The sequence below is a fragment of the Faecalibacterium sp. An121 genome, from assembly GCF_002160915.1.
GTDB lineage: Bacteria > Bacillota > Clostridia > Oscillospirales > Ruminococcaceae > Faecalibacterium > Faecalibacterium avium.
This window is the reverse complement of sequence record NZ_NFLM01000019.1, coordinates 1-14,034: the sequence shown is the minus strand read 5'-3', so window position 1 is coordinate 14,034 and position 14,034 is coordinate 1. Positions and strand designations below refer to the sequence as shown.

Sequence of the window (14,034 nt, the reverse complement as noted above, 5' to 3'; positions counted from 1 at the left end):
GTCAGCTCCTCCATTTCCGGGGCAGCAGCTCCTCCACGAAGCCCGCCGCGTCAAAGGGCAGCAGGTCGTCGATGGCCTCCCCCACCCCGATGAACCGCACCGGCAGGCCCAGCCGCTGCTTGACCGCCACCACGCATCCGCCCTTGGCGGTGCCGTCCAGCTTGGTCAGGATGACCCCGCTGGCGTCGGCGGCGCGGCAGAATTCCCGGGCCTGGCTGATGGCGTTCTGGCCGGTGATGGCGTCCAGCACCAGCAGCGTCTCCAGGCTGGCCTCGGGGGCGGCCTTGCGGACGCTGCGGCTGATCTTGGACAGCTCGGCCATCAGATTGGCCTTGTTGTGCAGCCGTCCGGCCGTATCGGCGATGACCATATCGTAGCCCCGGGCCTGGGCCGACTTGACGGTGTCAAAGATGACCGCCGCCGGGTCGGCGCCCTCCCCCGCCTTGACGATGGGGACGCCGGCCCGTCCGGCCCAGATGTCCAGCTGCTCGCTGGCGGCCGCACGGAAGGTGTCGCCGGCGGCCAGCATCACCCGGCGGCCCTGCTCGCGGTAGTAGCTGGCCAGCTTGGCGATGCTGGTGGTCTTGCCCACCCCGTTCACCCCGATCACCAGGATGACGGCGGGATGGCCGTCCAGCTGCATCTCGCACTCCGGCTCCATCTCCTGGCGCAGGATCTCCCGCAGCGCGTCCATGGCCTGGTCGCCGGTCTTGAGATGCTGGGCTTTCACCTCTTCCCGCAGCCGCTCCACCAGGTGCAGGGCCACTTCGGCCCCCACGTCTGCCAGGATCAGCTGCTCCTCCAGCTCGTCGTAGAGATCGTCGGTGATCTCCGCGCCGGTGAGGGTGTTGATGATGCTGCCCCAGAAGCCGGTGCGGGTCTTTCTGAGGCCGTTTTCCATTTTCTCTTTGGTTTTTTCCTTGTCTTTCTTTCTGCCGAACAGGCCCATAGGGGAACCTCCTGCTGTTTTGTGGGATGTATGTGCGTTCAGGACACCAGGCTGGCGTCCACATGGTCCAGATCCAGCCGGAGCAGTTTGGACACGCCGTCCTCCTGCATGGTGACCCCATACAGGACGTCGGCGGCCTCCATGGTGCCCCGGCGGTGGGTGATGACGATGAACTGGGTCTTGTCGCTGATCCGCCGCAGATACTGGGCGAAGCGGGTGACGTTGGCGTCGTCCAGGGCGGCCTCGATCTCGTCCAGGATGCAGAAGGGCGAGGGGTTGACCGCCAGGATGGCGAAGTAGATGCTGATGGCCACCAGCGCCCGCTCCCCGCCCGAAAGGGCTTCCAGGTTCCGGATCACCTTGCCCGGCGGGCTGACCTGGATCTCGATGCCGCTGCCCAGCACGTCGCCGGGGTCTTCCAGCGCGAGGGCGGCCTGTCCCCCGCCGAACAGCTGGGCGAAGGCCTGGCCGAAATGCCGGTTGATGGCCGCAAAGTTGCGGCTGAAGATCTCCCGCATCTGGCCGTTCAGCTCCCCGATCATCCGCACCAGGCGGTCCTTGCTCTGCTGCACGTCCTCCACCTGGGCTTTCAGGGTCTGGTAGCGGGTCTGTACCTCCTGGTACTCCTCCACCGCCCCCACGTTGACGCTGCCCAGGGCGCGGATCCTGCCCCGCACCTCGGCCACCTGGGCCCGCAGGGCGGCCATGGACGAATAGTCCACGCACAGCCCGGCCGCGTCGGTGGGGGTCAGCTGGTACTCGTCCCAGAGCTTGGCGGCCAGCTGGTCGTACTCCCCTTCCGCCGCGCTTTTGCGCTCGGACAGGCGGGCCATCTCACGGCCGGCCTCCTCCCGCTGCTCGGCGGCGGCCCGGGCGGCGGCCTGGGCCCGGGTCTCGGCGGCCTGCTGTTCCAGCCGGCGGTCCGCCGCATCCCGGATGGCGGCCTCTTTCTGGCGGATGGCCTCCCGGCTGCGGGCCGTCTCGTCCTGCACCTGGCCGATGGCCTGGGCAAGGCGGGCGTCCTGCTGTTCCAGCTGCCGGATGTTCTCCTCCAGCTCCCGGCGGCGTGCGCCGGCATCCGCAAGGCGGGCTTCCCAGTCCGCGACGCGGCTGCGGCACAGCTCGGCGTCCTTTTGGCGGGCCAGCTGTTCCAGGCGGGCCGCTTCCAGCCGGCCGGACAGTTCCGACTGCCGGGCCGCAAAGTCATCGTCCCCGGCGCTCAGCTGCTCCAGCTGCCGGGTCAGACCGGCGGCCAGGGCTTCCTGCTGCTGCCTGCGCCCGGACGCGGACGCGGCGTCCTTTTGCCGGGCACGGATCTCCTCCTCCAGCGCTTCGGCCCGGGCGGCGGCCTGGGCGGCGGCCTCCCGGCCCTGCTGCACCGCCTGTTCCAGACGCCGGCGTTCGGCGTCGGCCCGCAGCCGGTCGTCGGCGGCGGTGCGCTCTTCGGCCTGGGCGGCGGTCAGGTCGGCGGACACCGCGTCCACCTGGCTCTTGCACTGGGCGGCGCGGACGCCGGCCACCGTGCAGTCCTGCTCCAGGGAGGCGATCTTCTTTTCCAGGTCCCGGATCTCCTGGCGCCGGGTGAACAGCCCCGCCGACCGCTGTACGCTGCCGCCGGTGAAGCTGCCGCCCGCGTTGACCACCTGGCCGTCCATGGTGACCACCCGGCTGCGGTAGCCCAGGCTCCGGGCCGCCTTGCCGGCGGCGTGGATGTCCTCCACCACCACCACCCGGCCCAGAAGGTGGGAAACGACGTCCCGGTAGCGCGCGTCGGCCTGCACCAGACTGCTGGCCAGCCGGGCCGAAAGGGGCAGTTCCCCCCGGAACAGCCCGGGCTGGACGGTATCCAGGGGCAGAAAGGTGGCGCGGCCCGCGTTCTTTTGGCGCAGCAGGGCGATGGCGGCTTTGGCGGCCGCCTCGTTTTCCACCACGATGTTCTGCATGGCGGCCCCCAGGGCGGTCTCCACCGCCACCTCGCACCCCGGCTCCACCGTCAGGATGGAGGACACCGGCCCGATGATCCCCCGCAGCCGTCCTCCGGCGGCCGCCTGCATGACGGCGCGGACCGAGTGCTGGTAGCCCTCCATGTTCTTTTCCAGTTCCTGCAATACGGCCAGGCGCTGGGCGGCGGCGTCCCGGCTGCGGATTGCCGTCTGCTGCTCCTCCCGGGCGGCGGCCAGGGCCTTCTGGCGGCTGGCCAGCTTGAGGGAAAGGCCCGCCCGGACGTTGGCCAGCTGCTTCTGGCTTTTGTCCAGCATCTCCAGATAGTGCACCGTATCGGTCAGGCTGGCCTGGTCCTCCGCAAGCTTCGCCTGCTGCTGCCGGGCGGCGTCCTGCGCCTCGGGCAGACGGCCGGCGGCGGCCTGCCGGGCGGCTTCGGCGGCGGCCTCCTCCACACGGGCGGCGGTCTGCTGTGCCGAGGCCTCCGCCAGCCGGCGGCGCAGCTGTTCCTCGAGGGCGCTGGCCGCGTCGGTGCGGCTTTGCAGCTGGGCCAGCTGCTGTTCCAGGCTGTCGATCTGCCCGGCGAGGGCTTCGGCCTGCCGGCCGGCTTCGTCGGCGGCGTCCTTCTGGCGCTGGAGCTCCCGGGCGGCGTCCTGCTGGCCGGACACCCCCTGCTCCAGCTCCTGCCGCAGGGCTTCGGCGCTCTGGCGGCCGTGGGCGCGGTCGTTTTCCAGCACCGCGATGCGGCTGCCGCTGGTGCTGATCTGTTCGGTGATACTGCGGATATCCCCATTCAGGCGCTCGATCTCCACCGTGAGGCGCTGCGCCTGCATACGGATCTCCTCAGCCTCCCGCTGGGCGGCCTTGTCCGCCTGGTCCTGGCGGTCGTAGGCGGCCTGGGCGGTCTCGCAGTCCCGGGCCAGCTGCTGCATGGCCGCGCGGGCGGCCCGGATGCCCTCCACCCAGAGCGTCACCTCCAGGCTCTTGCGCCGGGCGGCCAGCTCCAGGTAGGCGCGGGCCTTTCCGGCCTCCTTTTCCAGGGGGCCCACCCGGCTTTCCAGTTCCTGCAAAATGTCCCGCAGCCGCTCCAGATTGGCTTCGGCCCCGGCCAGCCGGTGTTCGGCCTCGGTCCTGCGGTAGCGGTACTTGGCGATGCCGCAGGCATCCTCAAAGATCTCCCGGCGCTCGCTGCCCTTGGCGGCCACGATCTCGGCGATCCGGCCCTGGCCGATGATCGAGTAGCCGTCCCGGCCGATGCCGGTATCCAGCAGCAGCTCATAGATATCCTTCAGCCGGCAGGCCTGGCCGTTGATGGTGTACTCGCTGTCCCCCGAGCGGTAATACCGCCGCCCGATGGTCACCTCGCCGGCGTCCAGGTCCAGGGTGTGGGCGGTGTTGTCCAGCGTCAGCCGCACCGACGCATAGCCCATGGCCCCCCGCCGGGCGGCGCCCCCGAAGATGACGTCCTCCATCTTGCCGGCGCTGCGCAGCTGGCGGCTGCTGGTCTCCCCCAGCACCCAGCGCACCGCGTCGGACAGGTTGCTCTTGCCCGAGCCGTTGGGCCCCACCACCGCGGTGACGCCCGGGCCGAAGGCGATTTTGACCTTGTCGGGGAAGCTCTTGAACCCCTGGATCTCCAGCTCCTTCAGTACCATGCGTTACTTTTCCTGCAGCACGCCCAGCAGCTTCAGGGCCTCCCGGGCGGCGTGCTGTTCGGCGGCCTTCTTGCTCTTGCCCTCGCCCCGGGCCACGCAGTCCGAGTTGAACCGCACCGCCACCACGAAGTGCTTGTCGTGGTCGGGGCCGGTCTCCTTCTCCACCACATAGCTCAGCCGTTCCTCGGGGTTCTGCTGGACGATCTCCTGCAGGCGGGTCTTGTAGTCGGCCTCGGCGTGCTTGCCCTCGGTGATGAAGGGCAGGATGAACCGGCGGGCCGTCTCCATCCCGCCGTCCAGGTAGAGCGCGGCGATGAGGGCCTCAAAGGCGTCGGACACCACGCTGGGCCTCTCCCGGCCCCCGCAGCGCTCCTCGCCCTTGCCCAGCCGCAGATAGTCCCCCAGGTGGATCTCCTGGGCGAACTGGAACAGGGCCCCCTCGCTGACCAGGCTGGAGCGGATGCGGGTCAGATCGCCCTCGGGGCGGTCGGCGTAGGCGTGGAACAGATAGTCTGCCGACACGATCTGCAGCACGCTGTCCCCCAGGAACTCCAGCCGCTCGTTGTGGGCCACCGGGGTCCGGCTCTCGTTGGCGTAGCTGGTGTGGGTCAGGGCGGTCAGCAGCAGGCCCGGGTCCTTGAAGGTATAACCGATGATCTTTTCAAGCGGATGCGCCATCCGTGCGCCCTCCTTCCGGTTCATTCTTCCGCCCCGCCGGCGGCTTTGGCGGCGGCGTTGGCGGCGGCCACATCGTCCAGGGCGGCCTGCATGGTGCCGCACAGATCGTTCTCCACGCAGATCTTGGCCTGGCGGATGGCGTTCTTGACCCCCTTGGCCTTGGACGAGCCGTGGGCCTTGATGACCGGCTGCCGTGCCCCCAGGAAGGGCGCGCCGCCGTATTCCTCGCTGTCCATCTGCTTTTTCAGTCCGGCGATGGGGCCGCGCAGCAGCAGATAGGCCAGCTTGGTGGTAAGGCCGGACAGGAACATCTCCTTGATCATCCCCATGATCATCTTGGCCACGCCCTCGGTCAGCTTGAGCACCACGTTGCCGGTGAAGCCGTCGCAGACCACCACGTCCGCGCTGCCGGAGGGCACGTCCCGGGGCTCGATGTTGCCCACAAAGCGGATGCCGGGGGTGGTCTTGAGCTGCTGGTGGGCCTCACGCAGCAGCGGGGTGCCCTTGGACTCCTCGGCGCCGTTGTTCACCAGGGCCACGGCGGGGTCCTTCCGGCCCTCCACCCGCTGCATATAGCAGCTGCCCATGACGGCGAAGGCCTCCAGCATATCCACCCGGCACTCGACGTTGGCGCCGGCGTCCAGAAGCAGGTAGGGCTTTTTCTGGGCGGGGATGAGGGTGGCCAGGGCCGGGCGCTTGATCCCCCGCAGGGTGCGCACGATCAGGCTGGTGCCCACATGGAGCGCGCCGGTGCTGCCGGCCGAGACGAAGGCGTCCCCCTTGCCCTCCTTGAGCATATTCAGGCCCACCACGATGGTGGAATCCTTCTTCTGGCGGACGGCGCGGGCCGGCTCGTCGCACATCTCGATGTTCTCGGAGCAGTGGACCAGCCGGATGCCGTCCAGGGAGATATGGTTGTCGGCGGCCATCTTGCGGATCAGGGCCTCATCCCCGAGGCCGATGATCTGCACGCCGTATTCCTTGACCGCCTGTGCGGCCCCGTCCAGCGGGGCCAGGGGGGCGTTGTCGCCGCCCATCAGATCCACGATGATTTGCATAGTCTTGTTCCTTTCTGCCTGTTTGCAGGCTCATGCCTGGGCATCCACCCAGCGCTGCATACTGGCCGCCGCCCGCTGGGCCTGGGCCAGGTAGCGCAGGCGCTTGTCCCGGGGACGGTCCTCCAGAGGGGGCAGGATGCCCATATTGGCCCCCATGGGCTGGAAGTGCTTGTTCTCTGTGGTCAGATAGCGCACCAGAGCCCCGCACATGGTATCGGGCGGGGGCGGCGTATAGGGCCGGCCGTTCAGCCTGGCCCAGATGCTCCGGGCGGCCAGCAGGCCGCAGGCCGCGCTCTCCATATAGCCCTCAAAGCCGGTGATCTGCCCGGCGAAAAAGACGTCGGGGTGCTCTTTCAGGCACAGCTGGGCCGTCAGCACCCGGGGCGCGTCCAGGAAGGTGTTCCGGTGCATCACCCCATAGCGGACGAACTCCGCCCGCTCCAGGCCGGGGATCATCGAGAACACCCGCTTCTGCTCGCCCCACTTGAGGTTGGTCTGGAAGCCCACGATGTTGTACAGGGTGCGCTCGCGGTTCTCGGCCCGCAGCTGGACGTTGGCCCAGGGGCGGTGGCCGGTGCGGGGGTCCACCAGGCCCACCGGCCGCAGCGGCCCGTAGCGCATGGTATCGGCCCCCCGGGCCGCCATCACCTCGATGGGCATACAGCCCTCGTACACCGTCACCGTGTCGGCCTTCTTGCCCACCGCGTCGGGGTCGGGGGCGGCGCACCCCTCCCGGTCAAAGTCGTGGAGGGGCGCCCGCTGGGCGGTCACAAGGGCCTCGTAAAAGGCCTCGTACTCGGCCTTGCTGAAGGGGCAGTTGAGGTAATCCGCCTCCCCCCGGCCGTAGCGGGAGGCCGCGAACACCTTGTCGTAGTCGAGGCTCTCGGCGGTGACGATGGGGGCCACCGCGTCGTAAAAGTGGAGCCGGCTGTCCCCGGTCAGGCGGGCGATCTCGGCGGCCAGGGCCCCTTCGGTGAGGGGGCCGGTGGCCACCAGCACCGGACGGCCCTGGGGGATCGCGGTCGCCTCCTCGCGGCGGACGGTGATGTTGGGGTGGGCCTCCACCCGGGCGGTGACGGCGGCGCTGAACGCGTCCCGGTCCACAGCCAGGGCGCCGCCGGCCGCCACCCGCACCGACTGGGCCGCCGGCAGAAGGCTCGAGCCCAGCTGCCGCATCTCCTCTTTCAGCAGGCCGGACGCCGAGTCCAGCCGCTCGGCCTTGAGGCTGTTGGAGCAGATCAGCTCGGCAAAGCCGGGGTTTTGGTGGGCGGGGGAAAAGCGGACCGGCTTCTGCTCCCAGAGGGTGACGGCCACCCCCTGCCCGGCCAGCCAGAGGGCGGCCTCGCAGCCGGCCAGGCCCGCCCCCAGGATATCGATGTGAAATGGATCCATGGTGTCTCCTGTCAGGTGTTTTTGGGCGCCGGCATCGCAAAGCCGCAGCCCTCTTTGGCGCAGTAGAGCCGGGAACCGTGGCGGAACAGGGTGGAGCCGCACTTTTCGCACTTCTGGGCCACCGGGGTATCCCAGGTCATGAAGTCGCAGTCGGGGTAGCGCTCGCACCCGTAGTAGATCCGGCCCCGGGCGCTCTTGCGCTCCAGGATGCGGCCCTGGCCGCACTTGGGGCAGATGCCGCCGGTGTCCTTGACCAGGCGCTTGGTGCCCCGGCACTCGGGGAAGCCGCTGCAGGCCAGGAACTTGCCGTACTTGCCCACCTTGATGACCATGGGCCGGCCGCACAGGGGGCAGACCTCGCTGGAGGGCTCGTCGGGCACCTTGATCTTTTTGCCCTCCATATTCTTTTCGGCGGCCTGGAGGCTGGCGTCAAAGCCCTTGTAGAAGGCGTCCACCGTCTGGCGCCAGTCGGCCTTGCCGCTCTCGATCTTGTCCAGGTTCTTCTCCATCTGGGCCGAGAAGTCCACGTCCACGATGTGGGGGAACTGCTCCAGCATCAGCTTGTCCACCGTCCGGCCCAGGGGGGTGGGCTTGAGCTTTTTCTGGTCCCGCTCCACATAGCCCCGGTCGATGATGGTGGTGATGATGGGCGCATAGGTGGAGGGCCGGCCGATGCCGTTCTCCTCCAGGGCCTTGATGAGGGAGGCCTCGGTGTAGCGGGCGGGGGGCTGGGTGAACTTCTGCTCGCTCTTGAGCTGGACCAGATCCAGCCGCTGGCCCTGTTCGAGGGGGGGCAGGGCGGTCTCCTTCTTCTCCTTCTCGTCGGCGGCCTCCTCGTACAGGGCGGTGAAGCCGTCGAAGGTGACCGTAAAGCCGCTGGCCTTGAACCGGTAGGCCCCGCCGCAGACCGTCACCGACACGGTATCCATCTGGCAGTCGGCCATCTGGCTGGCCATGAAGCGGCTCCAGATCATCCGGTAGAGCTTGGCGGTATCCCCCGAGATGCTCTTATCCACCTCGTCGGGGGTCAAGGCCGGCATCGAGGGCCGGATGGCCTCGTGGGCGTCCTGGGCGGCGGTGGCGCTTTTGGTCTTCCAGGTGCGCTTGTACGGGCAGATATACGGCTGGCCGTAGGCCCCTTCGATATAGGCCCGGGCGGCGGCCACCGCCTCGTCCGAGATCCGCAGGCTGTCGGTACGCATATAGGTGATGAGGCCCACCGTGCCGTATCCGGCGATGTCCACCCCCTCGTACAGGGTCTGGGCGGCCCGCATGGTGCGGGTGGCGGTGAAGCCCAGACGCCGGGACGCCTCCTGCTGGAGGGTACTGGTGATGAACGCGGGGGTGGGCTGCTTGCTGCGCTTGCCCTTTTTGAGTTCCCCCACCGTGTAGACGGCCCCTTCCAGCCCCTTCTCGATGGCGCGGGCCTCCGCTTCGGTGTGGGGCAGCAGCTTTTTGCCCTTCTCGTCGGCGGCCAGCCGGGCGGTGAACCGCTTGCCGTGGCTGCTCAAGGTGAGGTCCACGTTCCAGTATTCCTCGGGCACGAAGGCCTCGATCTCCTTCTCCCGGTCGTCGATCAGACGGACGGCCACGCTCTGGACCCGGCCCGCCGACAGGCCCCGGCGGATCTTCCGCCACAGAAAGGGGCTGAGCTTATAGCCCACCAGCCGGTCCAGCACCCGGCGGGCCTGCTGGGCGTTGAACAGGTCCTCATTGATGGGCCGGGGATGGGCCATCCCCTCCTTGACCCCCTTCTTGGTGATCTCGTCGAAGGTGACCCGGTTGGGCTGGCTGGGGTCGATGCCCAGCAGCCCGGCCAGATGCCAGCTGATGGCCTCCCCCTCCCGGTCCGGGTCGGTGGCCAGCAGCACGCCGTCGGCCTTCTTGGCCTTGGCTTTCAGCTCCCGGATCAGCTTCTCCTTGCCCTTGATGTTGATGTACTGGGGCGTATAGCCGTGTTCCACATCGATGCCAAGCTGGGAGGTAGGCAGGTCCCGGATATGGCCCATGCTGGCCGTCACCTCGTAGTCCTTGCCCAGATATTTGCCAATGGTCTTCGCCTTTGCGGGCGATTCCACAATAACCAGTTTTGCCATTTCTTACACTTACCTCGGTCTGCCCCCGGCGGCGGGGGCTTTTGTTTCAGGTTCTGCCATTTCAGAGCGAAATATACCGCTGGCCCGGCAGCGGCCCGACTGCGCCGTCCAGTTCCAGCCCCATCAGCAGGGCCAAAAGCTCGGCCGTACCGGCCCGGCAGCAGGCGGAAAGCTCCTCCACGCTGGCCGGACCGCGCTCCAGGCGGTCCAGCACGGCCCGCTCCAGCGTCCCAGCGGCGGCCTCCTTCCGGGCGGCTCTGGGCCGGGCGGGCGCGGGCTTTTGGACCGGGGGCGCAGGCTTCTCCCCATTCATCCGGCGGAGGATGCCGGCGCCGTCCATCACCAGTTCGGCGCGGCCCTGGGCGATCAGGAGGTTGGAGCCGCGGGAGAGCGTCCGGTCCATCCCGGCGGGCACGGCGTAGATCTTCCGGCCGTACCGCTCGGCGTGTTCCACCGTGGACATGGTGCCGCTCTTTTCCCCGGCCTGCACCACCACCAGCGCCCGGGACAGCCCCGCGATCAGGCGGTTGCGCAGCAGAAAGCCGTTCTTGCCCACGCCGTCCTCACCGGGGGCGTACTCGCCCACCACGCAGCCATGCTCGATCGCCGCGCGGCGCAGCTCGATGGTGCTCTTGGGATAGGGCTTGTCGATGGGCACCCCCTGGACCCCGATGGTGGGGGCCTTCTCGTCCACCGCCGCCTGATGGCAGGCGCCGTCCAGGCCGGCGGCCAGGCCGCTGACGATGACCGCGCCCTGCCGGGCCAGCTGCCGGCCCAGCTCGGAGGCGGCCCACAGGCCGTACTCGTCCGGATGGCGGCTGCCCACCATCCCCACCAGGCTGCCGGCGTTGAGCCAGGACGGGTCCCCGATGCAGTAGAGCACCATCGGCGGGTCGGGCAGGTCCAGAAGGGAGCGGGGGTAATCGGGGCTGCCGTAGGGCAAAATGGCGATCCCCTGCCTGGAGCACTGGTCCAGGCGCCTGCGGCAGACCGCCAGGGCCTGCTCGGTATCCCGCAGCCGCTCCTGCTGCCGGGCTCCGCCGCCCAGCATCCGGCCAAACTCCTCGTTGTTCCGGCTCCGCCAGACGGTGATGGGGTCGGCGCCGTACCAGCGGAGGAGATTGCGGGCGCGGGGATGCCCCGGGCCCAGAACGTAAGCCAGCCACAGCCAGCACAGCTGGATATCGGCCTCCGTTGCGCCGGCCTGTCTTGCTTTTTCAACGGTATCAATGGAACGGCTCATACTTCTACCTCCCGGAAATGCCACAACAGGATGCTGCCGGCGATGCCGGCGTTCAAGCTCTCCACACGGTCGGTCATGGGGATACGGACGGCGGCGTCACAGGCCGCGATGGTATCCCCCTCCAGACCCTGGCCCTCGCTGCCCACCACCACGCACACCCCGGCGGGGTGTTCGGCCGGGACCGGGCCAAGGGGTTCGGAATGCTCCAGCGCTGCCGCCAGGCACCGGATGCCCAGCTGCCGCAGCCGCGCCAGCGCCGGGGGCAGCGGCCCGGTCTCGATGACCGGGACCCGCACCGCCGCGCCCATCGAAGCGCGCAGGGTCTTGGGCGCATAGGGCGAGGCGCAGCCCTCCGAGAGGATCACCCCGTCGAAGCCAAAGGCGGCTGCGCTGCGGATGAGGGTGCCCACGTTGCCGGGGTCCTGCACCCGTTCGAGGGCCAGATACCGCCCCCCGCGCCGCACCTCGTCCAAGGTGTGCTGCGGGGTACGGAACACCCCGAACACCCCCTGCGGGGCGGGCACGCCGGCCAGCTTTTGGGCCACGTGCTCCTCCACCAGAAAGTGCTGCCCGGGCAAGCCGGCCAGTTCCGGGCACTTTTGGGCGGCTGCGGCGGTATAGAACAGCTGCTCCAGCGCCGCGCCCCTGGCCAGCTCGGGGCAGAGTTTGCGCCCCTCCGCGAAAAACCGGCCCTCGCTGCGCCGGAAGCCGGGGCTGTCCGCCAGCTTGCAGGCGTACTTGACCTTCGGGTTGTCGCGGCTGGTGATCTTCTCGTCCATGGTCTCTCCTTTCGGTCCAAAAGCAAAAACAGAGCCGTCCCGGCCGCGCAACGCGGCAGGGCACCGGCCCTGTTCTGTCTGCCTGCCAGGCGTTCAGGGCCTTGCATTCCAACACATACAAAATCGACGCCCGCGTGTGCGCGCGGGCGTCTTGGGAAACTTTATCAGGCGTTCTTGACCGACTCCACCAGAGCGGCAAAGCTCTTGGGGTCGTTGATCGCCATCTCGCTGAGCATCTTGCGGTTCAGCTCGATGCCAGCCTTCTTCAGCCCGGCCATGAAGGTGGAGTAGTTCATGCCCAGAGGACGGACTGCGTTATTGATGCGGCAGATCCACAGATTGCGGAACTGACGCTTCTTCATGCGGCGGCCGGCCAGAGCGTAGTTGCCGCTCTTCATGACCTGCTGCTTGGCCATCTTGAAATGCTTGCTCTTGGAGCCGTAGAAGCCCTTGGCCAGCTTGAGCATCTTCTTGCGACGTTTGTGGGTCATGGTTGCGCCTTTGATACGTGCCATTTTTTCTTATCTCCTTTTAACGATACAAACGAAATCTCGATCCTGTCACACAAGGGGGCCGATCAGCCGTAGGGCAGCATCCGCTTCAGGGTGGCGGCGTTGGTGCTGTCCACATAGCAGGGCTGACGGTAGCCGCGGGTGGTCTTGGTGGTCTTCTTGGTCAGGATGTGGCTGCGGAAGGCGTGGCCGCGCTTGATCTTGCCGTTCTTGGTGAGCTTGAAGCGCTTCTTTGCGCCGGAATGGGTCTTGAGTTTCATCTTAGCCATTTTCGGTATCCTCCTAGAATCAATCCTTATTGGGTTTTGGTGTCAACAGAATGGACATGGTGCGCCCTTCCAGCACCGGCGGCTTATCCATCGACGCCTGGGGCAAAGCGGCCGCAAAGCGCTTGAGCACGTCTGCGCCCAGGGCGCTGTGGGCCATCTCGCGGCCACGGAAACGGATCGAGGCCTTGACCTTGTGTCCTGCGGCCAGGAACTTGGCCGACTGGGTCACCTTGGTGTTGAAGTCGTTGGTGTCAATATTGAGCGAAAGGCGGGTCTCCTTGACCTCGACCACTTTCTGGTTCTTCTTGGCTTCCTTCTCCTTCTTCTGCTGCTCAAAACGGTATTTGCCGTAGTCCAGCAGCTTGCACACGGGGGGCTTGGCCTGGGGCGCGATCTTGACCAGATCCAGCCCGGCCTCCTCTGCGGCGCGCATGGCGGCCTGAATGCTGACGACGCCCTTTTGTGCTCCGTCCGCACCGATCAGGCGGACTTCCCGATCACGGATCTGACCGTTGATCTCCAGTTCCTTCGTTTTCCCAGTGGTAGCGATTGTCGATGCACCTCCAAACAATAATGTCAACAGAAAACGCGGCCGCCTCATCCAAGGCAGCCGCGCACAGATACACACTCAGCACGCCCTCCTTGCAGAGAGCTTGCGTCCTGTATAGCCCGGGGCCTCTCAAGGGACCCGCAAGGCGAGCGCGGCATGGCCGTAGCTGCTTTCTTTACCCGATGATTGTACCACACCCCCGCGGCGCTGTCAAGGGGGAATGTGGGGCTTTTTTCACGACTTCGCCGCGACACCCGACGCATTTTGACGCTTTTTGCCCTCTTGACAAACTGCGCCGTTTGTTCGATACCCGACGAACTGCATGATTTGAATGAAATGCATGATTTACACGAACGGCGACCGCGTCCTGCGGACGAAACAGGGAGCCGTGAGTGGCGCCGCGCTCCAATTTTTACAAGCATCATCCTTGATGCGCCGGAAAAATTGGCTAAGCGCAAGAGGATTCATTTTCTCTACCCTGAGAAAATCATTCAAATCATGCAAATCATGCACTTTGTAAGGGAACTAACAAAACGCAGGGTCTGCGGACGCTGCCCGCTCTGGACGCTGCCCGCTGGGGCCAGAGGGGGAGGGCGGGACTTTCGACGGTCCCGCCCTACCCCCTCTGGACTCCCTACCCACCCTCGACGACCAGGGCAGCCGCGTCGAGCGCGTCCTGTGGACGAAGCAGCGAAGATGCGGCTGGCGCAGCGCTCCGATTTTCGCAGAGCGGGCCAAGCCCCGCTTGCGAAAACCGGCTAAGCGCAAGAGGACAGGACGCGCTGAGCGCGGCCCCCTGGACCCAAAAGAAGAAGTCGCTCTAGTCGGCTGGCTGAAAAAGCGTGTAAGAGTGCATTAGAGGAATTGCACAACGCTTTTTCCGGGCGCCAGCCTCCCGCCGCTCCGATCCTG

11 protein-coding genes are annotated in these 14,034 nt (G+C 67.3%); all 11 read right to left on the bottom strand.

Features of this window, described 5'->3' with window-relative positions:
- Position 1: 1 nt before the first annotated feature.
- Positions 2 to 949: a signal recognition particle-docking protein FtsY gene (ftsY, locus tag B5E66_RS10050; protein ID WP_087232365.1), complete on the bottom strand. Its 948-nt coding sequence runs from the start codon at positions 947 to 949 to the stop codon at positions 2 to 4.
- 38 nt (positions 950 to 987) lie between these two features.
- A complete protein-coding gene (smc, locus tag B5E66_RS10045; protein WP_087232362.1) occupies positions 988 to 4,545 on the bottom strand; it encodes a chromosome segregation protein SMC in 3,558 nt (1,185 codons plus the stop codon).
- A gap of 3 nt (positions 4,546 to 4,548) precedes the next feature.
- Positions 4,549 to 5,223 (bottom strand): ribonuclease III, encoded by a 675-nt coding sequence (rnc, locus tag B5E66_RS10040; RefSeq protein WP_087232359.1) that lies wholly within the window; start codon positions 5,221 to 5,223, stop codon positions 4,549 to 4,551.
- 20 nt (positions 5,224 to 5,243) lie between these two features.
- Positions 5,244 to 6,281, bottom strand: coding sequence for a phosphate acyltransferase PlsX (plsX, locus tag B5E66_RS10035; protein ID WP_087232356.1), 1,038 nt, complete (start codon positions 6,279 to 6,281; stop codon positions 5,244 to 5,246).
- 30 nt (positions 6,282 to 6,311) lie between these two features.
- Entirely contained in the window at positions 6,312 to 7,673 is a 1,362-nt protein-coding gene (gene trmFO / locus B5E66_RS10030; RefSeq protein WP_087232352.1) for a methylenetetrahydrofolate--tRNA-(uracil(54)-C(5))-methyltransferase (FADH(2)-oxidizing) TrmFO, read from the bottom strand.
- 11 nt (positions 7,674 to 7,684) lie between these two features.
- A complete protein-coding gene (topA, locus tag B5E66_RS10025; protein ID WP_087232350.1) occupies positions 7,685 to 9,769 on the bottom strand; it encodes a type I DNA topoisomerase in 2,085 nt (694 codons plus the stop codon).
- 61 nt (positions 9,770 to 9,830) lie between these two features.
- Positions 9,831 to 11,012, bottom strand: a complete 1,182-nt coding sequence (dprA, locus tag B5E66_RS10020; protein WP_087232347.1) for a DNA-processing protein DprA — start codon at positions 11,010 to 11,012, stop codon at positions 9,831 to 9,833.
- Positions 11,009 to 11,791 carry a TrmH family RNA methyltransferase gene (locus B5E66_RS10015; RefSeq protein ID WP_087232344.1) on the bottom strand — a complete coding sequence of 261 codons (783 nt, stop codon included), beginning with the start codon at positions 11,789 to 11,791 and terminating at the stop codon, positions 11,009 to 11,011. Before B5E66_RS10015 ends, dprA begins: the two co-directional genes overlap by 4 nt.
- A 164-nt stretch (positions 11,792 to 11,955) precedes the next feature.
- A complete protein-coding gene (gene rplT, locus B5E66_RS10010; RefSeq protein WP_087232341.1) occupies positions 11,956 to 12,306 on the bottom strand; it encodes a 50S ribosomal protein L20 in 351 nt (116 codons plus the stop codon).
- Between the two features lie 62 nt (positions 12,307 to 12,368).
- Complete coding sequence (rpmI, locus tag B5E66_RS10005; protein ID WP_087232338.1) at positions 12,369 to 12,572, bottom strand: 50S ribosomal protein L35; 204 nt, start codon at positions 12,570 to 12,572, stop codon at positions 12,369 to 12,371.
- Positions 12,573 to 12,591: 19 nt separating this feature from the next.
- A complete protein-coding gene (gene infC, locus B5E66_RS10000; protein ID WP_087232335.1) occupies positions 12,592 to 13,143 on the bottom strand; it encodes a translation initiation factor IF-3 in 552 nt (183 codons plus the stop codon).
- Between the last annotated feature and the right edge of the window lie 891 nt (positions 13,144 to 14,034).

Coding starts and splice junctions, on each gene's coding strand:
- B5E66_RS10015 (WP_087232344.1), bottom strand. CDS start 11,791: ATGGACGAGAAGATCACCAGCCGCGACAACCCGAAGGTCAAGTACGCC.
- trmFO (WP_087232352.1), bottom strand. CDS start 7,673: ATGGATCCATTTCACATCGATATCCTGGGGGCGGGCCTGGCCGGCTGC.
- dprA (WP_087232347.1), bottom strand. CDS start 11,012: ATGAGCCGTTCCATTGATACCGTTGAAAAAGCAAGACAGGCCGGCGCA.
- rnc (WP_087232359.1), bottom strand. CDS start 5,223: ATGGCGCATCCGCTTGAAAAGATCATCGGTTATACCTTCAAGGACCCG.
- rpmI (WP_087232338.1), bottom strand. CDS start 12,572: ATGGCTAAGATGAAACTCAAGACCCATTCCGGCGCAAAGAAGCGCTTC.
- plsX (WP_087232356.1), bottom strand. CDS start 6,281: ATGCAAATCATCGTGGATCTGATGGGCGGCGACAACGCCCCCCTGGCC.
- topA (WP_087232350.1), bottom strand. CDS start 9,769: ATGGCAAAACTGGTTATTGTGGAATCGCCCGCAAAGGCGAAGACCATT.
- smc (WP_087232362.1), bottom strand. CDS start 4,545: ATGGTACTGAAGGAGCTGGAGATCCAGGGGTTCAAGAGCTTCCCCGAC.
- ftsY (WP_087232365.1), bottom strand. CDS start 949: ATGGGCCTGTTCGGCAGAAAGAAAGACAAGGAAAAAACCAAAGAGAAA.
- rplT (WP_087232341.1), bottom strand. CDS start 12,306: ATGGCACGTATCAAAGGCGCAACCATGACCCACAAACGTCGCAAGAAG.